Raw genomic sequence first — 25164 nt, 5'->3', positions numbered from 1 at the left:
TTTAATATTCCTCGGCCGGTAAAGTTGAAGTATCGTCAGTGTCCTTCCCTATCTTATCAATACGTCCAAGCAGCCCTGTACCTTCTTTTTGTTCAGAAAGATTAAAATAACACATGCTAATTGCGATAGCCGGGATAGCATAAGCAAGCATTATCATATTATGTAATATGCTGAAAATAATAATTAAGGGTAATTTAAAAGCCTTAAGTGAAAGAAATTTACTGCTCACACCTATAACACTTAATGGAATACTTGCAATTGAACCCGATATACTGATAATTAATGACATGATAAAAATTACACCAAAAACCACCCACCAGTTATCTTTTATAAGCCGGAAACTTTTGTTAAAAGCATATCCAAATGATGAGTTTTCTATAACAATAATTGGGATAATAAGATAAACAATTGGCATGAGGTAAATGCCTGGGATAATGCAAAACAAAAATCCCAACCCCAGTACAAAAAACACGACTATGCTGCTTCCCAATACCCTGAAAAAGTAATACCTGAAATAACCCCAAACCTCTGCGAGGGTAGGCGTTGTATTGTTTTTCTCCAGGTAAACAGATATGTAACAAAGGGTTGTTAAATGGATAAACGCCTGCGTAATTAAAGTTATGAAAGCGTTTATTAAGACATTTACTAAATATGCCAACGGTTTTGACGAATCAAACCTATTGGAGTCCATAGCGTAAAAACTACTCATATTCAGGTACGTGGATATGGTTGAAATACAGCCAATCACTATAAAGAAGCCGCAAATAATAAAAAGCACCTTTAGTAACGGCTTAAGATTTTCCTTAAAAAACGTGAACGAGTCGTTTATGATCTGTCCAAAGTCGCGTACCCTTCTTAGCTCAATAGGCTGTTTCATCAGTTGTATAATTATTGTGGTTAAATTTTCGGTTCAATAGTGCAGGGTATATAATTACATACCAAATTATAAAGGATAATGACGATAGTAAAATAAGCAGGCTCAGGTAAACCGGCATTTCGGTATGCCGGGTAACAAAGCTTTCAAAAAAAGCAGCCACTAAAAAAATCGGGATCAGCCCTATTGCTATTTTCAGGCCATCGCTGGCTCCATTCTTTATTGATACTATTCTTTTATAAGTTTTTGGGAAAAGCAGGCTGTTGCCAAGTACCAGGCCCGCACCGCCGGCAAGTATAATAGCCGATATTTCAAGCGTACCATGGATCCAGATTACCAGTACAGATTGCCAGCCTAAGCCCCGGCTGAAAAAATAATATTCAAACGACCCCAGCATTATCCCATTATTTAATAGCTGGTAAATGCTTCCTACAGAAAAAATTATTCCCATAACAAAGGTATATAGCTCAACCAGTATATTATTAAAAGCAATTTGTAAAAACATTAACGATGAGCTTCCGCTTTTATAAACCCCAAAAGGATCACCTTTTTTTATGTTATCATTGGTCATATTAACATAATCGTTCCCCATTATAAGCCTTATAAAGGTGTTATCATATTTTGCAGACAATGCCCCCATAAGGCAAAAGACTATAAAAAATATAAATGAGTATAATAAGGGTTTGCGGTGCTTATAGAAGATCAGTGGCAACTCATATTTCCAGAAGGTGATAAACCTGTTGGTTTTTTCTTTTTTGTTTTTGTAGATAGATTGATGGAACGATGCCGCCAGGCCGTTAAGGTATTTGGTAGTGTTTGATTTTGGATAAAATGTTTTTGCATAAGCCAGGTCATCGGTTATGCTTATGAATGATTCGGCGAGGTCATCGGGCCCGGTATTTTTGTGGTTTTCATAATCTTTCCACTTTTGCGTATTTTGTTTGATAAATAAAGACTCGCGCATTTTTAAGGCTTCGATTTTTTTGTTAAAATAATCACAAAAGTTTAAACTGAAGGTATAATTTCAATAACAATTTTATATTTGTTTACGATGGAAACAATAACCGTAAATACAACCCAAAATATTGACATTGATTACGAAATTGGCGGCCTTGGCGAACGAACCCTGGGAAAGATTATTGATTATGCCATATTTATTCCGTTTGTAATTGGAGGCCTTTTTTTGGGGACAACACTAAACGGTCAGATATTAGAGTGGTATTTCATCTTACTTTATGTACTGTTTTTGTTTTATGACCTTTTATGCGAAGTTTTTTTTAATGGGCAAAGCTTTGGAAAAAAAATAATGAAGATAAGAGTGATCAGCCTTGATGGCGCACGGCCCAGGTTTAGTCAGTATCTTTTGCGTTGGTTGTTCAGGCTGGTTGATTTTGGCGTTACGGGCGGCCTGGCAGCATTGGTAACCGCTGTAATGACAGATAAAGGCCAGCGGATAGGTGATGTAGTTGCCGGAACGGCATTGATCCGGTCTGTTCCGCGTACCACCATGAACAATATTGTGTACGCAAATGTAGAAGAAAACTACGTCCCTGTATTTATCCAGGCTGCTGAGCTAAGCGATAAAGACGTTAGCTTAATACACGAAGTAATAAGCAACTATTTTAAAACAGGGAACAGCACCATAGTTTTTACCCTGGCCGAAAAGATAAGGGCCCATTTGCAGATTGCGCTCCCGCCAAATATGAACAGCCTGCTGTTTTTACAAACCATTATAAAGGATTATACTCATATTTCGGCTCAGGCAGATGCTTTATAATGTTCGTATATACTCCACATTTTGATAAAATAGCTCACCAGTATAATGCTCCCAACAAACATAAAAAGCGTTTTTTTTACAATGCTTTTTGAGTTATCAAGCGTAAAAAATTTGTCTATAATAAGGTAGGCACTCAATAATAGGAGAGGGATGGTTGCAGGATACAAAGTCAGACTTTTATATAAATCGCCCCTGACAAGTGCAATTACCGAACGCTGAAATCCACAGCCCGGGCAATCAATCCCGGTTAAATATTTGAATGGGCATGGTATTAAATGATTTTGCAGCCAGTTAATAAAAACTAACCGGCTGCAAAATATTTGTATTAAAGAAACCTTTAGCAACATTAAGCTTGTGGCGGAGGATTGTTATTACTGAATGGATCCTGATAGTTGTTGGGGTTAGGATTAAATGGATCCTTTGGCCTTAAGCCGCCTGCTTCAGCAGCAGATGGGCCGAGGTATTGGTAACTGCCAAAACCCAATATCGGCCAAAAAATGACACCCAATAAAACCAATCCTATTGTAAAACCCTCGCTCTGGCCATAGCTTTTACTTAGTAAATTAATGGTCCAAATGATGAATATAATATTTACACATGGGATAAAAAACAAAATTACCCACCATATAGGTTTACCTACAATTTCGAGCATAACAATCCAGGTATAAATTGGAATTAGTGCAGCCCAACCGGGTTTGCCAGCTTTTTCATATACTTTCCATTTGCCAATAACTGTTATTAAAATAAAAATAATAATTGGAACTAACATAACACCAATAAGTGCCATTACTCCGGCTACTGCACCGGCCGAATTTGGATCATAATCGTAATTTTGCATAGTTTTAAGTTTATAAGTGAAAGTTTTAAGTGATTAATTATCTGCAAAGTATAAAAAAATAGTTGCAAATTTTATTCTGCAATAATTTTATTTAAAACTTAATATAACCTTATTATTGTAATTTTGATCCCGTGCAAAGAGAGCAAATTTCAGTTTTCGATATTTTTAAAATAGGTATAGGTCCATCAAGCTCACATACGCTTGGCCCGTGGAGGGCGGCCCAGCAGTTTGTGCAAACCCTTGAACAAAAAGAGGTTTTGCTGTTGGTTGAACAGGTAAAGATTTTATTGTACGGCTCATTAGCAAAAACAGGCAGGGGGCATGGTACAGATATAGCCATACTGTTAGGCTTAAGCGGCGATGACCCGGTAACTTTTGAGGTTAACCAGGTTGGGCCTAAAACAGATAAAATACGAAGCTCGCACAAGCTTACATTGGCGGGGAAAAAAGAAGTTAGTTTTTATGCAGATGATGACTTGCTTTTTCTGTTTAATGAAAGTCTGCCTTTTCACCCTAATGCCGTTACCTTCCAGGCATTTTTAAGCAATGGAACAGCTATGTCCGAAACTTATTACTCCACTGGTGGCGGTTTTGTGGTTAAGGAGGGGGGAGATGACCAGCATAAGACTGAGGTGGATTTACCTTTCCCTATTGATACGGCCAATAATTTACTCCACTGGTGTATGAAAACCGGCCTCAAGATCTCAGAGGTAGTAATGGAAAATGAGCTGGCCTGGCGCAGCGAACAGGAAACCCTTAAAGGGTTGAACAATATTTTTACGGCACTTAAGGAATGCATTTATCGCGGCTGCCATACCCGCGGCACTTTACCCGGCGGACTTAACGTTGAACGCCGAGCTGCCAGCCTTAACAAAAGACTAATCGGCAGCAATTCCTATACTAATTTTGATGAATGGCTAATCGCTATCCGGAGCACAGGCGATAGCTTTAAGAATATACTTGATTGGGTAAGCTGTTTCGCTTTGGCTGTTAATGAAGAGAACGCCTCTTTCGGGCGGGTAGTTACAGCGCCTACTAATGGAGCGGCAGGTGTTATCCCGGCAGTACTGGCCTACTACATTATTTTTTGCGATGGCAATACCAATGGGCAGATAGTGCAATTTTTACTTGCCGCATCCGAGATCGGGAGTATCTTTAAAAAAGGGGCTACCATATCGGCGGCTATGGGCGGTTGCCAGGCGGAAATAGGGGTATCATCGGCAATGGCCGCTGCTGCGCTTACTGAATGTTTGGGCGGCACACAGCGGCAAGTGTTAATGGCTGCCGAAATTGCTATGGAGCATCACCTGGGTTTAACGTGCGATCCGATTGGTGGATTGGTGCAGGTGCCTTGTATCGAGCGTAACACCATGGGCGCCATTAAAGCAATAACGGCATCGCAGCTGGCTCTGCAAACCAATCCCGACAATGCTAAAGTAAGCCTTGATGCCGTAGTTAAAACCATGTGGCAAACCGCATTGGATATGAACTCAAAGTATAAAGAAACTTCAGACGGTGGTTTGGCAATTAATATTCCAATTAGTTTGCCGGAGTGTTAGGTGTTTCGATCTTGATTACCTATTAAAATATTTTTCGATTTTATTCGCAGCGTATTGATAATCAATACATAAATTCCTAAATTCGTTTGTATGATGACAAACGATCGCCGGGTATTTTTGAAACAGGCAGCAACTCTTGCAGGTGCTTTTTCTGTAAACAGTCTTTTTAACCAGGCGCACGCTGCCGATTGGGAAAAGGCTTCACAAAAAATTAACCATCTAAGCCCGGCACAAGCCGCAGAAGATGAAGATTACTGGAGCGTTATCCAGCGGTCATATACCGTAAGCCCCAATATCATCAACCTGAATAATGGCGGTGTTTCCCCATCTCCGCTGGTTGTGCAGCAAGCGGTTGAACGCTATAACCAGTTGGCAAATGAAGGGCCGTCATACTTTATGTGGCGTATTATGGATCAGGGCCGTGAACCCCTGCGCGAGAAATTGGCCGGACTGGCAGGTATAAATCCTGAAGAAATTGCCATTAACCGTAACGCAACTGAAGCACTTAACACCATCATATTAGGCCTCGATTTAAAAAGTGGCGATGAAGTAGTGGGTACAAAGTTTGATTACCCGCACATGGTACAGGCCTATAAACAAAGAGCCATGCGCGATGGGATAGTTTACAACCAGGTGAACCTTAACCTGCCTTCTGAAAATGATGAAGAACTTGTTAAAGCTTATGAAAATGCCATCACCTCAAAAACAAAATTACTACATATTACCCATGTAATTAATTGGGTTGGGCAGATTATGCCGGTGAAAAAGATCTGTGACATGGCACACACAAAAGGTATAGAAGTATTGGTTGACGGGGCGCATTCTTTTGGCCTGATGGATTTTAAGATCCCCGATCTGGGTTGTGATTATTTTGGCACCAGTTTGCATAAATTTCTTTCGGCGCCAATTGGCAGCGGGATGATGTGGATTAAAAAAGAAAAGATAGAAAAAGTGTGGCCATTACCAAGTAGCGGCGAGCCACATAGTAAGGACATAAGGAAGTTTGAAGAATTAGGCACCCGCAGTTTTCCTATTGAACAGGGGATAGGTGAGGCGATAAATTTTCACGAAGGAATTGGCAGCAAGCGAAAAGAGGAGCGGATAAGATATCTTAAAAATTACTGGGCTTTAAAGGTTCAGCATATTCCTAAAGTAAAGCTGTATACTTCGTTAAATGCCAAATACTCATGCGCCATTTGTGGTGTTAGTATTGACGGAATGACACCGGCTGAATTAGACAGTGCCCTTTTTTCTAATTATAAGATCCATGTTGTTGGTATAAATATTGAAAATATCAGTTGCGTACGGGTTACACCGCATGTTTATACCACTTTGCATGATCTGGATAAGTTTGCAAGGGCAATTGAAGAAATTGCAGCAAAAGGCAAAACAGGTGGAAGTAAATAAATTTAATGTACAGTAGCAGTATCTGCAAGGGGGAATATTCTGATTAGGTCAATAGAACAGGTTGCCCCGCTTATTACTTTTTAAATAAGCGTGAATCAAACTCAAAAGCTTCAGTAAATTTAATTTTAATTGTTTTAAAATCAGGGTGTGCCGGGTTTATAACATAATTGAAATCGCCGTTAACACTAGCTGAAGGAACTTGCAATATTAAATATTTATTATCTTTCAAAAAATCATCACCAATATTTTGAGTAGCCTTAATTAGGGGATTACTATTCCATTTTGCAGGCAGGTCGGTAGCTTCTATTTTCAGGACACTCGCGTTATCAGGAAACTCAATTGTCGCCATATGATATTCCGTTGGCATTATACCCAATGGCACGTGAACTGCTATCTCAAGCACAGCCAAAGCACGTGAGCCGGCTGTATATAAAGCAGGCAGCCCTTTGTTATTCCACCGGCCCCCGCTTTTTTCAGCGCCGCGACCTGAAATATCATTTATATATTCCTTTTTACCAAGCCTGTAAACGATCATGCAAAAATACCATGTTCAATCCTGCCTAGTTCATCATAAACCATGGTGATACCAAAATTAGTATCAAGCATATCCTTGGGTTTTACGCCACCCAGGGCAACACTTACGGTATCCATCCAAGTGTAAAAATTATCTTTAATGCCGAAGATATTAATGCCCTTTTTATAAAGCAGCTCAATTATTATGATTTTTTCGGAATAGATAGGATCAAAAGTTTTACCTTCTTTTTTATACCGCTGCATGGTACGTTCAGAAAGATGAAGATATTCGGCCCATTCCTGCATGCCTAGCTGAATGTATTCAGAAAGCTTGGTAAGGCGATAAAATGATACACCTTCCCTTGCCATATTGGCTAAGTTTACCTCGTCCTCCTCCTCGTTAAAAACATATTTTTTGGGGTTATTCATAGTTGAATCCGCTAATTGTCAATAAAATTACGACAAATGTCACTAATTTCCAAATTTATTTTTCCAATTGCTCTTTCACAGAAGGTTCAAGTTCTTGTACCCATAACTGGTACATTGCGCCTGAAGGATGCAGCCCATCAGCTGCAATTAAAGTTTGCTCTGTAGCGGCCCTCTTTGATATTGCAGTTATATTTATATAATTAGGAACATGTGCCTTAGCAGTTTCTTCGCGGTTAATGTCATTAAACAGGTCAATATCAGGTCCTATTTCACTATCTCTTCCACCTGCAAACGGCGTAACGCCCCAGTCTGGTATCGACAGTACAAAAACCTTGCTGCTATCACCTTTCGCAAAATTGATCGCAGTACGTAAAACCTGCGCAAACTTTATTCGGTAATTGTCCTTACTCTGCTTTTGATACTGATCATTAACCCCGATTAGTAAAGTTACAAAATCATACTTTTTATCTTTAAAGTCGCTGCGGGCAATTGCGCTTATCAATTCATCGGTCGTCCAGCCGGTTACAGCAATAATATCAGGTGTTTGCACATCAAGCTTATAGAAATTTAATAAGTTGGTAAGCTGGTAAGGGAACGATTGAATTTGAGGCACGGCTTCGCCAATAGTATATGAATCGCCTAAGGCAAGGTAAGTGACGGGAGTTGTCATCTGTTTTGTGGTTATAGTGGTATCAGTCTTAACAACCAGGGGCGGTAGCACAGCTTTTTTAGCGCAGCCCGATAAGGCAGTTATAACAATCAAAAAAATTTGTAATATCTTCATAACATCATCTCCATATTAAACAATACGGAAATATGATGTTTTAAGATTCTTTTTACTTCATTAATATCAACTTCATGCCCAAGTTCCCGTTGCATGCTGGTTACATCTTTATCATCAATGCCGCAAGGCACAATGTTTTTAAAATAAGCAAGGTTGGTATTTACGTTAAAAGCAAGGCCATGCATAGTTACCCAACGGCTGCAGCGCACACCAAGAGCACAGATCTTACGGGCATTTTCATTGTCGGCATCAAACCAAACGCCCGTATAACCCGGGTACCGGCCTGCTTTTAAACCATAATCGGCCAAGGTAAGTATTACCGCTTCTTCAAGGGTACGCAGGTACAGGTGGATATCCGTAAAAAAGTTATCCAGGTCTAATATAGGATATGAAACAATTTGCCCCGGTCCATGATAAGTAATATCACCGCCGCGGTTAATGGAGTAATAAGCCGCTTGTTTTTCTTTTAGTGCCTGTTCATCCAAAAGCAAATGTTCGGGCTTTCCGCTTTTGCCTAAAGTATAAACATGCGGATGTTCGCAGAAAACAAGATAGTTTGGGGTTTGCGTATCATCTTCTTCCTCAACTCCCGCAGCTACTTCGCGGTTGCGGATCTGGATTTTAAGGTTAACTGTATCGGCAAACAACCTTTCCTGTTTATCCCAGGCCTCTTTATAATCAATGAGTCCCCAGTCCTGAAAAAATACTTGTTTGTTCTTCATCTTTTATCCCTTTACGTATCCAACCATATAGTCCTGGTATTGCAGGTAGCCAACCTCATATTTAATGTCAATATCGCCTTTAAGCAGCCGTGCATCTACCCAGCCATGCCCTTCGAAATTAAACGGTTCCAATAAAATATTATCGGCAAATGACACCTCTTTTTGGCCAAAGCATTTATAAACGGCTTCTTTTGCACACCAGCAAACATAAAGCTGCTGTATTTTATCTGCTTCGCTAATAAATTCCAGTTCCTCCTTTCGCATAAACTTGTGGGAAATGCGTTCAACTTTTTCCTTTACCTGCTCAATATCAATGCCTACGGGATGTTTGCTGATCATTACGGCAGCATAATCAAAAGAGTGGCTCAGAGAAATATGATAGGGGAGATTTACCAAATAAGGTTTGCCATGTGAGTCTACCTTACAATCAATATACTCATCGGTGTGCAGCATTTTACGCAGCAAAACACGCGTACCAAGCCAATGCAGGTTACGTTTGCCAACTTTAAGGCTTTCATAATGTGCTTGTTCCTGTTCGTCTAAACGGAGTTGGCTGTATAACTCGTCAGCTTCTTCCTCAATTTTCCAGATCGCAAATTCTGTATCGTCGTCAACCTGCTGTCTGTATGCTATAGCCATAAAAGTAAAATTGCAAAAAGGATGACAAACTTATATCAAATAACGCTAAATTGTATTGCTTTTTATCAATTATAAACTCAATCAATAAAAAATTACATCATGCCAACCGAAAAACTTACGCCTCAACAGGTTGAGCGATATAACCGCGATGGTTACATAATTATTAAAAGTTTTTGTTCGCCTGCCGAAACTGATAAATTATATCATACTGCCCTGGATGATAATGCCATGCGCAATAACGCGCTTGATCTTAATGATCAATCCGGTAAAAAAACAAAGCTTTCTTTATGGTTTACCCCTGGTAATGACGTTTTTGGCTATTTAACCCGCAGTCAAAGGATGGTAAGCGTTGTAAAACAATTACTTGGCGATAAGGCCCCCGTATGTCATTTCCATTCAAAGCTGATGCAAAAAGAGCCAAAAGTTGGCGGCGCATGGGAGTGGCACCAGGATTATGGTTATTGGTATAAAAACCAGTTTATGTTCCCTGATGAATTGATAAGCGTAATGGTGGCTTTAACCGAAGCCAATAAGCAAAACGGTTGCCTGCAGGTGATAAAAGGCTCACACAAATTGGGCCGGGTAAACCACGGGTTTGCAGGCGAACAGGTGGGTGCCGATATGCAGATGGTTAACAATGCCTTAAAAACAATGGACCTGGTTTATGTTGAATTAGAACCAGGTGATGCGCTTGTTTTTCACAGCAATTTGCTCCACAGATCAGAAGCTAACCTATCTGGCCGTCCCCGATGGTCGGTTATTTCCTGTTATAACCTGCAATCAAACCTGGCCTATAACGAAACATCTGCTTCATACAAAGTCCCGGTTAATGTAGTGCCGGATGAAGCTATACTAGAGTGGGAGCCAGAATCATTATCAAACGCCGATTTTTTAAAGAAAGAAAATGACCCTGCCTTAAAGGAAACAGGCTGGGAGAGTGTTTGATTTGAAGATATGTTGATTTGAAAATTTGAAGATGAAAAAATTGAAAAATTGATTGATAGTTTGAAAATAAAGAATGATTTTAGAGTTTTCAACCTTTGGAACAACTACAACATTTACAACCGTAACTAACCCCAAAATATGAACATTGCCATGCTTGGTTCGGGTTTTATTGCCCGTTTTTATGCAGACTCATTGGTAGCGCAACGTGGAAAAGACACATTGATAAGTGTTTATTCCCGCAATATTGATAAAGCAAAAAAATTCGCGGAGGATTATAAGCTGTCCTTTTTTAGCGCTGATATGGATGAAGTATGCAGTCGTGATGATGTGGATGTAGTTATTATATCATTACCTAATAACCTGCATGAAGCTGCTGTTGCGGCCTGTGCCAAAGCTAAAAAGCATGTGCTTTGCACCAAACCCCTGGGCCGTACTGCTGCCGAGGCAAAGCGGATGCTGGATCTGGTTGAAGAAGCTGGCATAATGGGCGGATACCTGGAAGATTTGTGTTATACGCCAAAGTTTTTAAAGTCGATGAAGTCGGTAAAAGATGGCAGTATTGGTAAGGTTTTATGGGCCAAGTCGCGTGAGGCGCACCCTGGTCCGCATAGTGATTGGTTTTGGGATAGTGAACAATCGGGCGGTGGTGCAATGGTCGACCTTGGCTGCCATTGTATTGAGATAGCTCGCAATTTTATTGGTAAAGAGATCAGGCCTGTCGAGGTAATGTGCTGGACGGCAACCCAGGTACATCCTATACAAGCTGAAGACAGTGCTATAGGCCTTATAAAATACGCCAATGGCTCAATGGGACAGTTTGAGGTGAGCTGGTGTTTTAGAGGTGGGATGGATTTGCGCGATGAAGTAATGGGGACAGAAGGCACCATTTGGCTCAATAGTTTTTTACGAACCGGTTTTGAGATGTTTAGTACCGGTAAAGGTGGCTATGTGGCTGAAAAGGCCGAAAGTAACAGCGGATGGTTGTTCCCTGTGGGAGATGAAGTGCATGAGCTGGGTTATACCAACATGTTTACCGATATGTTTAATGCCATTGAAAACAAAACTGAACCGCTGGAATCATTTTATGATGGCTACATTGTAAATGCGATAATAGATGCTGCTTATATTTCTGCAAAATCAGGCAGATGGGAGCCGGTACAAATAGAAGGCTGGCGCGGCAACACTGAAGAAGATAGCGGGCCGGCCACAACATCGTATGATGAAAATTATTACCTGATAAAAAAAGAGATCCTGCCGTCAGGAGAGCATAAGCTGATCCTTAAACATAAGGTTAGCGGTGAAGTGGTGGTAAGGGAGATAACTGCTGATTAAGTTGATTTTTTGATGAAGCTGATTATTTGTCTGAACCATGATTTGCCTGATTTACTAATCATGACGATTTTATGCATAATAATTATCGCCAGGAAACAATCCCTAAATCTTTTAATCAAGCAAATCATGGTTCAAAACTTTCCACATCTTTCCTAAAACAATTGTTGGTAACATAGCATTGCCATGCCGGGCAATTAGTTATAATTTAGCCCCTCGTTACAGGGCGTTATGATATTATCAGATATTCGAATTTTAGAAGAAATAGAAGAGGGACAGATTATTATTGAGCCTTTTAACCGCGATTGCCTTGGCACGAACTCCTATGATGTGCACTTGGGCAAATATTTGGCCACTTATCGGGATAGAGTGCTGGATGCCAAGCTGCACAATGAGATCAGCTATTTTGAAATTCCGAAGGATGGCTTTGTTTTACAACCCAATACTTTATACCTGGGCGTAACTGTTGAATACACTGAAACCCACCGCCATGTGCCATTTTTGGAAGGCAAATCAAGCACCGGCCGTTTGGGGATTGATATCCATGCAACTGCCGGCAAAGGCGACGTAGGGTTTTGCAATACCTGGACATTGGAAATATCATGCACCCAACCCGTTAAAATTTATCCGGGTATGCCTATTGGTCAGCTGATATATTTTGTGGTTGAGGGCGAAATAGAGACCTTTTATAATACCAAGGGTAACGCTAAATATAATACCCCATCTACCAAACCGGTGGAGAGCATGATGTGGAAGAATGTGTTTTAATCAATTTCTAATAGACTACATCAAAATTTATCTGCCATCAATTATAGTCCACTGGGCTAATATGCACTAAGTGTTTAGTTCAAAGTATTGATAGACAGTGCGCTCTGTATTGTAACGGATTTGTTGCATGTTTTTGATAGGTATATTTATTAGATTCAGATTTCCAAGCACTTATCATGATAAAATACAGGAAAATAATCGCGAGTTTACTTTTAATAATCAGTGTTACAGCCTTATGGGGTTTTACCAAAATTGACGACGACCCCATAGCTAAAATTGCTGCACAATTAGAAGAGTGGCTCTCTAACCATCCACTGGAAAAAGTTTACCTGCAATTTGACAAACCCTATTACGCTATTGGAGATACAATTTGGTTTAAAGCATATGATGTAATAGCCAGCAGGCATCAACTATCGGCATTAAGCGGGGTACTGAATGTAGACTTGATTGATGACCGCGACTCAGTTAAGAAAAGCATAAAGCTTCCGATAGAGAGTGGTACAAGTTGGGGTGATTTTGTACTGCCAGATTCACTTAAAGAAGGTAATTATAGTGTTAGAGCTTACACCAACTGGATGCGCAATGCCGGCGAGGATTATTTTTTTAATAAAACTATAACAGTTGTTAATGCAATAAACAATGCCGTATTTACAAAAACCAATTATAGCTTCAGCACCCAAAACGGACAGCAAAAAATAAATGCAGCAATAAATTACAGTGATATTGATGGCAAGCCTTACACCGGTAAACCGGTAAGCTATGAAGTGATAGCAGGCGCTAAAACGATAGGTAAGGGCAAAGGCCAAACTGATGACAAGGGAAACCTTAATATCAGCTTTGCTAATATCTCAGCGGGTCTATTAAAATCCGGCCGCATTATTACCACTTTAAAAGTTGATGATAAAGAATCAGTTATCAAATCAATTGTAATAAAGGCGACCTCAGATAAAGTGGATGTACAGTTTTTTCCTGAAGGTGGTAACCTGGTAACGGGAAATCCTTCAAAAATAGCATTTAAAGCTATAGGCTCCGATGGCCTCGGGGCAGTTGTAAAAGGTGTGGTTACTGATGATCAGAATAACCAGGTGGCAGAAATTATTACCACGCATTTGGGCATGGGAGTGTTTAGCCTGACGCCCGAAAGTAATAAAACCTACAAAGCAAAGCTTACTTATGCGGATGGTTCGGAAAATACTGTTGAGCTGCCAAAAGCAACCGAACAGGGTTATTCTTTAATTGTTTCGAACGCCGGACCTTCCCATTTTAGTTTAAGGGTTTTACCGGGGCCGATAGCTTCAACCACGGTTCAAACCGGGCCAATGAGTGTAATAGCTCATGTTAACGGTGTTATTTGCTATGCCGGAAAAAGCGAAGCCGGCAAACCATTTATGGCACATATCCCTAAAAGTAAATTTCCTTCGGGAATTGTTCAGTTTACCTTGTTTTCCCCAACCGGTGAACCGTTAAATGAGCGCGTAGTATTTGTTTCAAATCCAGATCAGCTTAAATTAAATGTAACATCCGAAAAGGAAAGCTATTCGCCCAGGCAGAAAATAAAAATTGAAGTTAATGCAAAAGACAAAGAGGATAAGCCGGTTACAGGAAGTTTTTCTGTATCGGTAACAAACGAATCAAATGTGTCGGTTGATGAAATTTCAGAAAGTACTATCTTATCAAACCTGCTCCTTACCTCGGATCTTAAAGGTTACGTAGAAAAGCCTAATTATTACTTTACAAATATCAACGAAACAACACAGGCTGACCTGGACGTACTGATGCTTACCCAGGGATACCGGAGATTTGAATGGAAACAGCTGTTGAATAACAGTATCCCGCAGGATGCCTACCCCGCCGAAAAATCATTAAGCATAGTTGGGCATATAAAAACAATGGGTGGTAAACCCTTGCCTAATGGGGGCGTTAAAATACTAAGCAATAAGGGTGGTTTCTTTTTTAGAGATACTGTTGCTGATAATTCGGGCGCATTTTCCTTTAACGGGTTGGTATTTAAAGACAGTACAAAGTTTCTGATCCAGGCGCGATCGGCCAAAGACCGCAAAAATGTACAAATAGATCTTGACAATATTATTCCTCAAGCGGTAGGGCCTAACAAAAATGCAGCTGATATGCAGGTAAACATTAATGATGGCTTGTCGCAATATTTACAAAGCAGTAAGGCTTTGTATGATAGTGAGCTAAAAGCCGGTATAGTAAAACGGCCTATCATATTAAAGGAAGTAGTAGTTAAGGCAAGAAAGTACATGATACCGTACTCGGAAAATTTAAACGGGCCGGGGAATGCAGACGATGTTGTTACTGCTGACAGGCTGGGAAACTGCGGTGGTTTTCTTACCAACTGCTTACAGGGTCTTATTGCTGGCGTCACCTTTCGTAATAATATACCTTATAATAATCGCGCAAATGCGGCAATGGCTATAGTACTTGATGGTAACTTTATTGACAATGATCTTTTTAGCGATATAAACCCAAATAACATTCAAAGCGTTGAGGTTTTGCTGGGACCGTCACATACAGCCATTTACGGAAGCCGCGGCGCAAATGGGATCTTGTTAATAACAAGCAAAAGGGGCAGGGATGCAATGACCTCCTATGAGCGTTATGCTCCGGGTGTTATTACTTATACGCCTAAAGGATATTATAAAGTACGTGACTTTTATTCGCCGCAGCATGATAATCCTAAAACAGATAAACAATTACCTGATCTGCGCAGCACTATCTATTGGAACCCCAACTTTATTACAAATAAGAGCGGTAAAGCTTCGTTCAGTTATTTTAATGCTGATGGCAAAGGAATCTATCGTGTAGTTGTAGAAGGTATTGACAGTGATGGCAATTTAGGCAGACAAGTGTTTAAATATAAAGTTGAGTAAGTATTTCGAGATCAGAGATTAGGCCACGACGCAACTAATCTCTGACCTCCAATCTCTGGTTTCTAATCACCATTCCCCAGCACATAATCAACCGGTAAAAGTTCAGCTATTAACCTGCGGCCCCAGTTGCCATCAAAAAGAAGGCTTAAAGGGTTTATTATTATCCCGTTATTATCAAAAAAAGCATTCTGTTCATTAAAAATCAGGGTAGTGGTTAACGGATCGTCCATAAAATCGGGACTGAGCAATAAGTTTTTCGAATCCTTATCACTTATATGAGCTCTTTTTTTGTCATACATTACGTAAAGGCAGTCACTGAAACTTAAAGCATATTCTCCCGTAACATCGGTAACCTTTACAAAATCTCTCACATCCATCGGGGTATTAACCAGGGTTTGGTTGTATTTAGCGCCGAAGCCTTTATAGTCAGGGTTAGGTTTCCTTATCAATCGCAATACTTTAAACCCCTCATTGTTAAAATTATTGGCAATAACCGACCGCAAAAAATGCATACTGGAGCCTTCATAAGCACTCAACCTGTTCTTTTTCCATTTTCGAATTTGCGATGTTGAACCTTTAAGCTCCTCGAACGCAGCTGTACCTTCGTAATAATTAATATTAGCAATGCCATCACTTTTAAGCTCCTGGAGCAGGTATCTTATTTTATAGCCTAAAGCTTTATTCTCTATTTCTAAAAAATCAGCCGACCTGGCAGTGAACACCCTGGTTTTACTATTGTAGTCAAGGTCGAGCAAGTCTTCCAAATTTTTATTTAATATTTTACATTGCTGCGCATAGGCTGAATTGCCAAAAAAGCATTGCTTAAACTTTTCATAATTTTTTGCCCAATCGCCTTTGGGTTTAATGTGCACTTCCTGCAACATCATTATTTTGGGAGCCAGGCCAATATCGGTTAGCCTGATATCGCCATTTATCATAATGTTTTGATGTGAAGTTTCAAAGCCAAGGCTTGATACCACCAGGTCATACTGGCCTGATCTTACATTTGTTATTGTAAAGGCGCCTTTGTCATCCGTTTTACTTCCCGCCACTGCATTATTTAAAAATACACTGGCATTGGCTACAGGTGTTTTATCTGCACTGTTTAAAACCTTACCTGTAATTACATATTGCGCAAAACAGGTAACGGGTAATAAAAATAAAATAAGGAAACATGACCATCTCATGCTTTAAAATTAACTAAATAATTAGTTTAAGCAAAAAAAGAGTTTTATTTTTGCTTGATAAACAGGATTTTAAAAAAAAGTTAAAATTTATATTAAACCTTTTTTAAAAACGTTGTTCTTAGTATATAAATAAACAACATACATATGAAACGAATCTTATCTATCATCGGCTGCGTTATAGTATTGGCAGCATCTTCATGTACTAAAAAGTATATTACTCCTAATCCGAATCTAACGGTTTTTAGAACAATAAATCCTTCGGATTGGACTTTATCATCAGACGGAACATCTTATTCGGCAGCTTTAAAAATGGATGAGATAGGGACTGATTTTAATCATTTTGGCGGCGTAATAGTTTCCATATCTTATCCAAACTCAAATCCTAATGATGAGGTGTATGAGCAATTGCCCGAAGTTTATGGAGGAACATCTTTTAGCTTTACTTACAATCCGGGAAGTTTAGCAATCTATGCGCAGGCACCCAACGGAACAACGCCTATTAAGCCTACTGACGTGATTGATGCGAAAATTGTGTTGGTGGCATCCAGTAATTAATAATAGAAGAGCATCTAATTGAAAAGGAAAAGCCTTTGCAAACTAATTGCAAAGGCTTTTTTATTCTTCGGGCTTCGGGAGGACAAAAAACTAATCTCTAACCTCCAGTCTCTAATCACTACAACCTACTTCTCCATCTGCTCAATCACTTCATCAGTTACCCCTGTAAAAGAGAAACCGCCATCGTGAAACAGGTTTTGCATAGTTACCATTTTGGTAAGATCAGAGAACATACTTACACAATAGTCGGCGCATTGATCTGAACTGGCATTACCCAATGGGCTCATTTTTTCGGCATAACTTATAAATCCTTCAAACCCTTTAACACCCGATCCTGCTGTTGTGCGGGTTGGCGACTGTGATATGGTATTGATGCGTACATGTTTCTTTTTACCGTAGTAATAACCAAAGCTGCGTGCAATGCTTTCTAAGTAAGCTTTGTTATCAGCCATGTCATTATAATCAGGGAATACACGCTGTGCAGCAATATAAGTTAAAGCCAGTACTGACCCCCATTCGTTTATTGCATCCATTTTCATTGCGGTTTGCAATACGCGGTGCAGGCTTAGGGCCGATATATCAAACCCTTTATGGGTAAAGTCATAATTATTTTCAACGTAGGGAACATTTTTACGAAGGTTGACGCTCATCCCAATAGAGTGCAATATAAAATCAACACCGCCGCCAAAATGTTCCTGTGATTTGGTAAACAGGTTAACCAGGTCGTCATTATTGGTTACATCGGCACCAATAATAGGGGCATTGCATTCTTCGCCCAGTTTATTTAACTCGCCCATGCGTAAAGCAATAGGGGCGTTGCTCAAAATAATTTCCGCACCTTCCTGTACAGCTCGCTGAGCTACTTTCCAGGCTATTGATTGCTCATTCAGAGCGCCAAAAATTATTCCTTTTTTACCTTTTAATAAGTTATAAGCCATTTTAGTGATTTTGATTATCGCGATAAAATTAAAATTAATTATTGGTATTGAGAATTTTCGCTTTACTGATAGAATTTATCTGAAAAAATAAATCATTTATTACTGTAGCATTTTATAGCTCACCGTATCTAACAGCAAAATCAAACAAAATGAGGGTAAGAAAATAATGTATATTACTTGTATTAGCTATAAACATATTTTGTTGTACAGTAAACAAATTGCAAAATAAAACCCCTTATGGTGTTTGAAGATATTTACCGGGATTATTGGAATAAAGTATTCAGGATTTGTATGGGTTATGTTAATGATGCCGACTGGGCAAAAGATATTGCGCAGGAAATCTTCATTATTATATGGAAGCAACTGCCAAATTTTAGAAATGAATCTGCTATTGGCACCTGGATCTACCGGATAGCTTCAAATAATTGCCTGCGCCAAATTGAGCGGCAAAACCGGATGCCCACAACTGAGCTGCCGGAGCAAATTGAGTATAAGCCCGATCCGGATAAAGAATGGCAAAGTAAACTTTTATATAAATGTATTGCGGAGTTGCCGGAAACCGACCGTATAATTATTTCATTGGAACTGGAGGATGTAAAACAAGCCGAAATAGCCAAAATAACCGGGCTTTCAGAAAGCAATGTAAGGGTTAAAGTATTCAGGATAAAAGAAAAGCTGACTCAAAAATTTAAACAATATGAGCAATAACATAGATTTTAAAGAGCTATGGAATCGCGGAAAGTCCAGCGCACCGGATATAAGCGAGATTTTTGCAAAAGCAGATCAGCTCAACCGCAAAACACGCAATAAGATCTGGCGGGGGAATCTCTTATTATCATTAACTGTTGCTTTTATGATATTTATCTGGTGGTATTACCAGCCGCAGCTAATCACTACAAAAATTGGATTAACACTGGTTATCACGGCTATTGTTATGTTCCTGGCAACCACCAATCAAATGGTTCCCTTGCTGGCAAAAACCAACGTGGAAACCGATAGCCAGCATTTTTTGGCACAGATGATCCGTATTAAACAAAAGCAGGAGTTTTTAAATAAAACCATGCTTACCGGTTACTTCATCTTTTTATCCCTTGGTATTTTCCTTTACATGATAGAGTATGCCGGGCGTGGAAGTCTTACTTTCCAATTAACTGCCTATGGAATAACATTCGCCTGGATAGCTTTTAACTGGTTTTATATCCGCGCAAAGACCGTTAAGAAACAACTAAGCGCTATTAATGATATTATTACCAGGCTGGAAGTGGTTAACAAGCAGTTATTGGATTGATTGGGAATTGAGGCTTTTTATTATTTTACGCCTTTGTTGGTGTTGTCACCAACAAAACGCAGGGCCTGTGGTATGAAACATGGTGTACTTAGCATGCGGCTGATTCTCAAATGCAAAAGCTTCATCCAACTCGTTGGTGACAACACCAACAAGGGCACTAAATGGGATGTCATCCTGAGATATAAACTCCGGGGAAGTCTGAAGGAGAAATGACACGGGGTATAAAGATTTACGAAGTTTTAAAAACTTCGTAAATCTGACGGTGTTGAAACTTGTCATTGGCAGGCACTCGAAGGATGAGCGCAGTGGCCTATCCGCTTGCTAAGCACGGTGCTGAGGCCTTTGCCCGCATGCTTCGAGTGCCTCAGCATGGCACCCTTTTTCTTGTCATTCCCCCTTCAGGGGGCCAGGGGGCTTAGCAATTCCCTTGCATTTTGTAATGCACTTTCGCCCGGCTTATCGCCGCTTAACATTTTGGCTATCTCTAAAATCCGCTCTTCCTTATTTAACTGCTTAATGCGGGTATAGGTGGTTGCCGCCTCGTCATCTTTGTAAACAAAATAATGACTCTGGCCTTTGCTGGCAATTTGCGGCAGGTGGGTAATAGTGATCACCTGTAAGTTATCAGCAAGTTTTTCCATTATCTGGCCTACCTGGTTAGCCACCTCGCCGGACACTCCGGTATCTATCTCATCAAAAATTATAGTAGGCAATGCGGTGTTTTGTGCTATTAATGATTTAATGCTTAGCATTAGCCTTGAAAGCTCACCTCCAGATGCTACCTTACTCATTTCGGATAGCGCATGGCCTTTATTCGCAGTAAACAAAAAACGAACGTGGTCAATTCCGTCAGCCCCCAAACCTCCGCTACCCGGCGGAGAGTTATGTCCTGCGGGAGTGGATAGCTCAATTTTTAGGTTGGAGTTATTCATACCCATTTCACCTAATGTTTGCAATACTTGTTTTTCTATTGCAGGAATAACTTTTTTGCGGTTAGCCGATAATTGGGCCGCTAATTCTTCAAGCTCTTTTCTATCTAATCCAAGTTGAGCCCTTAGCTTCTCAATCGCCTCATCGCCAAAAACGGCTTGTTGTATTTTATCTGAAAGCTCATCCTGGAGCAGCAGTAGTTCGGCATTGGTATCAACACGGTGTTTCTTCTGCAGGTTATAGATCAGGCTCAGGCGGGTATTCACTTCTTCAGCCCTTGCTTCGTTAGTGTGCGTACGCTGTTCAATGGTTTCTATTTCAGCGGCTATGTCTTTTAATTCAATAACCGCGCTGTTTAATCTTTGGTGCAGTTCTGCAATTAACAGATTGAATTTTTCCAGGGCTAAAAGCTGGTGACCGGCCTCACGTAACTGAATAATGGCAGATGCTTCGCCATCTTCCATTAAGTAAAAAGCGCCCAGCAGGTTCCGTTTTATCTCGCCTGCGTTGTTGAGCGAATAAAGTTCCTGCTCCAACAATTCCTGCTCATCTGCTACAATTGCTGCTTTTTCGAGCTCATCAAACTGAAACTGGTAATAATCCAAATCGGCTTTTGCTTTATCACTTTCCTCAATAAGCTGTTGCAGCTTTGCTGTCGATTTTTTGTATGCACGGAATTTTGACCTGTAATCGCTTAACAGATCATCGTGTTTGGCAACGGCATCAACCACCAGCAGTTGAAACTCAGGGTCGTTAATTTCCAGGGTGGCATGTTGCGAGTGGATATCTATCAGTTTTTCACCTAAGGCTTTAAGCGAATTTAAATTAACAGGGGTATCATTTACAAATGCCCGTGATTTACCATCGGCAGAGATCTCGCGCCTTAAAACCGTTTCGGCTTCATAATCCAGGTCGTTATCCTCAAAAAAATGTTTTAAATGGAATGCACCAATTTTGAATGTGCCTTCAATAACACATTTTTTTTGCTGGTTAAAAAAATAGCGACTCTCGGCACGCTGCCCTAAAATAAGGGAAAGAGCACCTAATATGATTGATTTTCCCGCCCCGGTTTCACCTGTAAGGATATTTAAACCACCGTCGAAACTAATTTCAAGGTTATCAATTAATGCGTAATTATTAATACTGAGCTTCTGAAGCATAAAAAAAGTACCTCTGTTTTAAAGGTACTAAATTAGGAGTTTTAGTTGATTAAGTTAGATTGAGTTGATTAAGTGAGCGGTTGTTTTTTTTAAAACTTATCAACCTAAATATCATCATTTGAAAACACCCGGGCTCATAAAAATGTACTTCATAGAAAAGATGGAGGATATTTATGAGGCCAAGGCAGCGTTATATCATAAGGCGCAGGAATTATGGCTTCAAACCAATACTGACTAAAAAAACTAAAAGGACGGAAAAGGTAATAGGATAAAAAATCTGAAACCCAAGTTGCCCAAACTGCGGATAGCACCCAGGCTTTTTCCGTGAGAACGCAGAGGAAACTTGTTTTATAAGAAATTGGGGTGTAATTACGTAATTTTCCCAGATATGTTTTAGTGATTTACAAAAGGTAACGTTGATTTTTAATATTAGATGATTAGTAGCTTAGCTTAATTATTAATAGATTTAAATTTCTATAAAAACCAATAGCGTGGAAGAAATTTTTCTAAGAAAAACAGTGTTTGATGCCTACAGACTCTCTAATATAAATCAATATTTAGTTAGTTGGGATTTAAGCCCCGTAGAAGGAAAAGGGATTCATTTAGGTGCTATGCACACCAAATATGGCCATATTCAAATCAAAATGTATAAATCATCAAACCAAGAAAGTAAGATGATTTGGAATTTAACGCAAGAACAGTTGCCGGACGAATATGGTGCAAAGACGGCTATCAAAAAAGTGCTTGAATATTTTATAGATTACTTTGCAGGTATTAAAGGGGAGTCAATTGCGTTAATATTTGAAATAAATGATGGAAGCTATCACCCTGTCGATTCGCAAGCTATAGGCTATATGTTTGCTGCCATGTATGCTCTGATCAATTGCTTTGATAAAGATCATATCAAATTCAAGGAAGATAGGGTGTGGAGAAATTTTTAATAAGAATACAAGCAAACATAAAATTGAGATTCTTCTAAAATTGTCCGCATGGAGTATACTAAAACTTCTTATGGGTCAAACTTAAGTACTAACCGAAAAACAATGTTGTTCTAATTACTTTATTTTTAGAGGAAACCTTATTAAATAATACATCCCTTGCAGCTTTAATCGCAAGGGATGTGTTATGAGTTTACCCGCTTTGGGCAGTTACAGTATGTAATTAGGGTAATTATACCTTATTACTCATCTTCTGATTTTTCTGCTTTCTCAGCTTTATCAGCCTTTTCTTTTCTTTCAACCTTCTCGGCTTTTTGTCTTTTTTCGTGCCGTTCCTGTTTGTCGGCTTTTTCTACCTTTTCCGACTTTTCATTCTCATCATTATTATAGTTAAAATCAAAACTATAGTTCATTTTTGATTTTAAGTATTTTCTGAATTCCGGGCTGTGCTCGTAAGCAGTCATCTTTTTAACGGCCTGTTCCAATAGCCGCTGCTCATTTTTTATTTCGGCGTTATTTTGAAAGTGACTCATTTGGCGGCTTAGCCTGTCCATGTCCTTTTGTTTTTCTTTTATAGCAGGGTCATCATAGGCTCTTCTCAAACTATCACCCAGCATCTGGACCTTTTTATTTTGAGCTTTAAATTCAGGTGATTCATAATGTGCGCTCACCTGCTCGCCCATCTTTTTTAAATCTTCCTGTGTCAATTTAATATCTGATGGAATATGGGTGTCCAGTTCGGCCTGGTATTTTTTGTAGTTATCACTTTCCCGGTCCCTGTCATCGTAATAATAGTTTTCAGGAATGCCGTATTTCTTTTTCAGCTCATTGTTCATTTTCTTGAACTCGGGCGTTCTATAGTAAGCACCTATCTTGCGGCCTTTTTCACCCATTTGCTCGGTAATCGCTTTTATTTTGTCGGTTTCGCCAAAGTTTTTTGAATAGTCGTGGCTGGCGTTTGACAACTCCTCCTGTAATTTTTTCAACTCCGGGCGGTTGTAAAAATCCTGGATCACTTTACCATTTTCTTCCAATTCGTGTTGCGCCTTTTTAAATTCATCACTCTGATAATATGCGGTAACTGCTTGTGAGTGTCTTTGTATCTCGGCGCTTAAAGCCTGCATCTTTTTATCGCCGTCTTCATTGGCGTAGCTATCAGTATAGCTGTCATTGTTGTCGCTGTCATCATTCGGCTTAACGGCATGTGCAACTTTCTTTGCCGGATGAGCCCGCAGGTGTGTTGATTTTTTTACAGCCACTTTACGACCGGTATCGGCAAGCAGTTCATTAATTATAGGGGTAAGGGCTTTTACAGAAATTTTTCCCTGTGCCACTTCAGGTTTAAGCAGGGCCATGGCACATATGCCCATGGTTAATATAAGCATGGCCAACAATGTTGGGCGCAGGCTGGGTAGTTGTTTCTTGGTTTTCATGATTCTTTCAATTCTGTTTAGTAATTGGTACTTTTTGCCGGTTGCGGCCAGCGCTAGCTGCCAGTCGTTTTGGCGGGTTTGCTCCAGCTTCAATAAAGCTTTTGCATAGATGATAGGGTCTGCGGTGGCCTTTACAACCAGGTCGTCGCAGCAGTTCTCACGTTCTTCGTTTATGATCTTGTTTATCAGTAGCGCACACGGATTAAAGAACAGCAGGATTGATATAACCTGTTGTATCATATTTACCAGGTAGTCGTTACGCTTAATATGGGCAAGCTCATGCAATAATATAGCTTCAATTTCTTCGGCAGACAGATAAGTAGCCAAAGCAAATGGCAGCAGGATCACCGGTTTAAAGTAGCCAACCATACAGGGCACATCAACCAGCTTGCTTAACCCTACCTTTACATTTTTAGGGATATTGAGCATTCCGGTAAACTTGTTTACAGTTTGCTGCAGTGCATTATCAATACCCAGGTTTTGCTTTATGGCGCTTATTTTTTTTCGCGCCAGTACCAACCTGCCGGTGTTAAACAACAAGCCGGCAACATATATGGCAGTTATATAAGGTAGGTATTCTTCAATACTATAATAATAGCGTACAGTTTGATCATTAAACTGGCTGATTCCCGATGGTAATTCAGTAAGCAAAGGTAAAACTGATAGCTTTGAAGGAGCAACTGCCAGCCAGTTGTAAATATTTATCTCGTTAATAAGCGTATATCCAAACCAGCCGGTTATGGCAAACAGGCTTATCACGGCAAACACATATTTTTTTGATGCTGATAACTGCCCCGAGAACATTAACGCTAACCTGAGCGCAAAATAGATGAGCAAACCCTGCCATAAGGAATGGATTATGGTAATCCCTAAAACCTGGCTGATGTTATACAATATGTTTTGCATTGTATTAAAGCTTAGCGTTAATATTATCCTGGTTTATTGCTGATCTTCTTTAACAGGCTGGTCATTCTTTTCATCAGTATCTTTTGGCGCGTAGATCTTTACACCGCCTACCGAATCTTTTAAGATCCATTTTCTGCCTTTCATATTCTTTTTCCACTCAGGGCTGTTGAACTGTTTTTTCATCAGCTCACCCTGTTTCTTTATTTGTTCCATCTGGGCTTTCCACTCTGGGCTGTCAAATTGTTTTTTTATCAGCTCGCCTTGTTTCTTCATTTGTTCCATCTGGGCTTTCCACTCGGGGCTGTCGAAATGCTTTTTCATTTCTTCACCCTGTTTCTTCATGGCTAACATTTG

Annotated in this window: 24 protein-coding genes and 1 pseudogene; 11 read left to right on the top strand and 14 right to left on the bottom strand. The window is 39.8% G+C overall.

What is annotated here, in order from left to right:
* Window position 1 precedes the first annotated feature (1 nt).
* Both BUE31_RS19925 and BUE31_RS19920 read right to left on the bottom strand, forming a co-directional pair.
* Window positions 2-877, bottom strand: coding sequence for a hypothetical protein (locus BUE31_RS19925; RefSeq protein WP_073405603.1), 876 nt, complete (start codon window positions 875-877; stop codon window positions 2-4).
* Window positions 861-1838, bottom strand: coding sequence for a stage II sporulation protein M (locus BUE31_RS19920; protein ID WP_073405602.1), 978 nt, complete (start codon window positions 1836-1838; stop codon window positions 861-863). Before BUE31_RS19920 ends, BUE31_RS19925 begins: the two co-directional genes overlap by 17 nt.
* Window positions 1839-1925: 87 nt before the next feature.
* On the opposite strand from BUE31_RS19920, the gene BUE31_RS19915 reads away from it, so the two are divergent.
* Window positions 1926-2651 carry an RDD family protein gene (locus BUE31_RS19915; RefSeq protein WP_073405601.1) on the top strand — a complete coding sequence of 242 codons (726 nt, stop codon included), beginning with the start codon at window positions 1926-1928 and terminating at the stop codon, window positions 2649-2651.
* Here the strand turns inward: BUE31_RS19915 and BUE31_RS19910 are convergent.
* Both BUE31_RS19910 and BUE31_RS19905 read right to left on the bottom strand, forming a co-directional pair.
* Window positions 2633-2998, bottom strand: coding sequence for a DUF2752 domain-containing protein (locus tag BUE31_RS19910; protein WP_083620141.1), 366 nt, complete (start codon window positions 2996-2998; stop codon window positions 2633-2635). The two genes, BUE31_RS19915 and BUE31_RS19910, sit on opposite strands and share 19 nt — an antisense overlap.
* Window positions 2998-3489, bottom strand: a complete 492-nt coding sequence (locus tag BUE31_RS19905) for a DUF5684 domain-containing protein (RefSeq protein ID WP_073405600.1) — start codon at window positions 3487-3489, stop codon at window positions 2998-3000. The genes BUE31_RS19910 and BUE31_RS19905 overlap by 1 nt, the downstream gene beginning before the upstream one ends.
* A 131-nt stretch (window positions 3490-3620) precedes the next feature.
* On the opposite strand from BUE31_RS19905, the gene BUE31_RS19900 reads away from it, so the two are divergent.
* Both BUE31_RS19900 and BUE31_RS19895 read left to right on the top strand, forming a co-directional pair.
* Window positions 3621-5048: an L-serine ammonia-lyase gene (locus tag BUE31_RS19900; protein WP_073405599.1), complete on the top strand. Its 1428-nt coding sequence runs from the start codon at window positions 3621-3623 to the stop codon at window positions 5046-5048.
* Between the two features lie 90 nt (window positions 5049-5138).
* Window positions 5139-6455, top strand: coding sequence for an aminotransferase class V-fold PLP-dependent enzyme (locus tag BUE31_RS19895; RefSeq protein WP_073405598.1), 1317 nt, complete (start codon window positions 5139-5141; stop codon window positions 6453-6455).
* Between the two features lie 73 nt (window positions 6456-6528).
* On the opposite strand, the gene BUE31_RS19890 is transcribed toward BUE31_RS19895, so the two are convergent.
* The 5 genes from BUE31_RS19890 to BUE31_RS19870 are packed head-to-tail and all read right to left on the bottom strand — an operon-like array spanning window position 6529 to window position 9542.
* The gene (locus BUE31_RS19890) at window positions 6529-6990 is read right to left on the bottom strand and encodes an RES family NAD+ phosphorylase (RefSeq protein WP_073405597.1); all 462 of its coding nucleotides are present in this window, start codon (window positions 6988-6990) and stop codon (window positions 6529-6531) included.
* On the bottom strand, window positions 6987-7397 hold the full coding sequence (locus BUE31_RS19885; RefSeq protein ID WP_073405596.1) for a type II RES/Xre toxin-antitoxin system antitoxin: 411 nt from the start codon (window positions 7395-7397) through the stop codon (window positions 6987-6989). Before BUE31_RS19885 ends, BUE31_RS19890 begins: the two co-directional genes overlap by 4 nt.
* Window positions 7398-7452: 55 nt before the next feature.
* Entirely contained in the window at window positions 7453-8181 is a 729-nt protein-coding gene (locus BUE31_RS19880; RefSeq protein ID WP_073405595.1) for an SGNH/GDSL hydrolase family protein, read from the bottom strand.
* Window positions 8178-8903: a lipoyl(octanoyl) transferase LipB gene (lipB, locus tag BUE31_RS19875; RefSeq protein WP_073405594.1), complete on the bottom strand. Its 726-nt coding sequence runs from the start codon at window positions 8901-8903 to the stop codon at window positions 8178-8180. The genes BUE31_RS19880 and lipB overlap by 4 nt, the downstream gene beginning before the upstream one ends.
* Window positions 8904-8906: 3 nt before the next feature.
* Window positions 8907-9542 (bottom strand): 4'-phosphopantetheinyl transferase family protein, encoded by a 636-nt coding sequence (locus BUE31_RS19870; protein WP_073405593.1) that lies wholly within the window; start codon window positions 9540-9542, stop codon window positions 8907-8909.
* A gap of 99 nt (window positions 9543-9641) precedes the next feature.
* On the opposite strand from BUE31_RS19870, the gene BUE31_RS19865 reads away from it, so the two are divergent.
* From BUE31_RS19865 to BUE31_RS19850, 4 genes are all read left to right on the top strand, one after another.
* Window positions 9642-10487 (top strand): phytanoyl-CoA dioxygenase family protein, encoded by an 846-nt coding sequence (locus BUE31_RS19865; RefSeq protein WP_073405592.1) that lies wholly within the window; start codon window positions 9642-9644, stop codon window positions 10485-10487.
* A gap of 138 nt (window positions 10488-10625) precedes the next feature.
* Window positions 10626-11819, top strand: a complete 1194-nt coding sequence (locus BUE31_RS19860) for a Gfo/Idh/MocA family protein (protein ID WP_073405591.1) — start codon at window positions 10626-10628, stop codon at window positions 11817-11819.
* A gap of 228 nt (window positions 11820-12047) precedes the next feature.
* A complete protein-coding gene (gene dcd, locus BUE31_RS19855; protein ID WP_073405590.1) occupies window positions 12048-12584 on the top strand; it encodes a dCTP deaminase in 537 nt (178 codons plus the stop codon).
* 176 nt (window positions 12585-12760) lie between these two features.
* A complete protein-coding gene (locus BUE31_RS19850; protein WP_234997874.1) occupies window positions 12761-15475 on the top strand; it encodes a TonB-dependent receptor plug domain-containing protein in 2715 nt (904 codons plus the stop codon).
* Window positions 15476-15537: 62 nt separating this feature from the next.
* Here the strand turns inward: BUE31_RS19850 and BUE31_RS19845 are convergent, their stop codons facing one another.
* Window positions 15538-16662, bottom strand: a complete 1125-nt coding sequence (locus BUE31_RS19845) for a carboxypeptidase-like regulatory domain-containing protein (RefSeq protein WP_073405589.1) — start codon at window positions 16660-16662, stop codon at window positions 15538-15540.
* A gap of 144 nt (window positions 16663-16806) precedes the next feature.
* Between BUE31_RS19845 and BUE31_RS30765 the strand changes: the two genes are divergently transcribed.
* Window positions 16807-17217, top strand: a complete 411-nt coding sequence (locus BUE31_RS30765) for a hypothetical protein (protein WP_143167193.1) — start codon at window positions 16807-16809, stop codon at window positions 17215-17217.
* Window positions 17218-17342: 125 nt separating this feature from the next.
* Here BUE31_RS30765 and BUE31_RS19835 read toward each other — a convergent pair whose 3' ends face one another.
* Window positions 17343-18155, bottom strand: coding sequence for an enoyl-ACP reductase FabI (locus BUE31_RS19835; RefSeq protein WP_073405587.1), 813 nt, complete (start codon window positions 18153-18155; stop codon window positions 17343-17345).
* 237 nt (window positions 18156-18392) lie between these two features.
* Between BUE31_RS19835 and BUE31_RS19830 the strand changes: the two genes are divergently transcribed.
* Both BUE31_RS19830 and BUE31_RS19825 read left to right on the top strand, forming a co-directional pair.
* Window positions 18393-18863 carry an RNA polymerase sigma factor gene (locus BUE31_RS19830; protein WP_073405586.1) on the top strand — a complete coding sequence of 157 codons (471 nt, stop codon included), beginning with the start codon at window positions 18393-18395 and terminating at the stop codon, window positions 18861-18863.
* Window positions 18853-19443, top strand: coding sequence for a hypothetical protein (locus BUE31_RS19825; protein ID WP_073405585.1), 591 nt, complete (start codon window positions 18853-18855; stop codon window positions 19441-19443). Before BUE31_RS19830 ends, BUE31_RS19825 begins: the two co-directional genes overlap by 11 nt.
* Before the next feature lie 398 nt (window positions 19444-19841).
* Here BUE31_RS19825 and recN read toward each other — a convergent pair whose 3' ends face one another.
* A complete protein-coding gene (gene recN, locus BUE31_RS19820; RefSeq protein ID WP_073405584.1) occupies window positions 19842-21533 on the bottom strand; it encodes a DNA repair protein RecN in 1692 nt (563 codons plus the stop codon).
* 491 nt (window positions 21534-22024) lie between these two features.
* On the opposite strand from recN, the gene BUE31_RS19815 reads away from it, so the two are divergent.
* Window positions 22025-22474: a hypothetical protein gene (locus BUE31_RS19815; RefSeq protein ID WP_073405583.1), complete on the top strand. Its 450-nt coding sequence runs from the start codon at window positions 22025-22027 to the stop codon at window positions 22472-22474.
* Window positions 22475-22713: 239 nt separating this feature from the next.
* Here BUE31_RS19815 and BUE31_RS19810 read toward each other — a convergent pair whose 3' ends face one another.
* The gene (locus tag BUE31_RS19810) at window positions 22714-24810 is read right to left on the bottom strand and encodes a M56 family metallopeptidase (protein ID WP_073405582.1); all 2097 of its coding nucleotides are present in this window, start codon (window positions 24808-24810) and stop codon (window positions 22714-22716) included.
* Between the two features lie 33 nt (window positions 24811-24843).
* A pseudogene (locus BUE31_RS31135) lies at window positions 24844-25164 on the bottom strand (hypothetical protein); the annotation flags it as partial.

Origin of the sequence: Mucilaginibacter sp. OK098, assembly GCF_900142915.1 — a bacterium.
Taxonomy (GTDB): Bacteria; Bacteroidota; Bacteroidia; order Sphingobacteriales; family Sphingobacteriaceae; genus Mucilaginibacter.
This window is presented reverse-complemented; position numbering and strand designations above follow the sequence as displayed.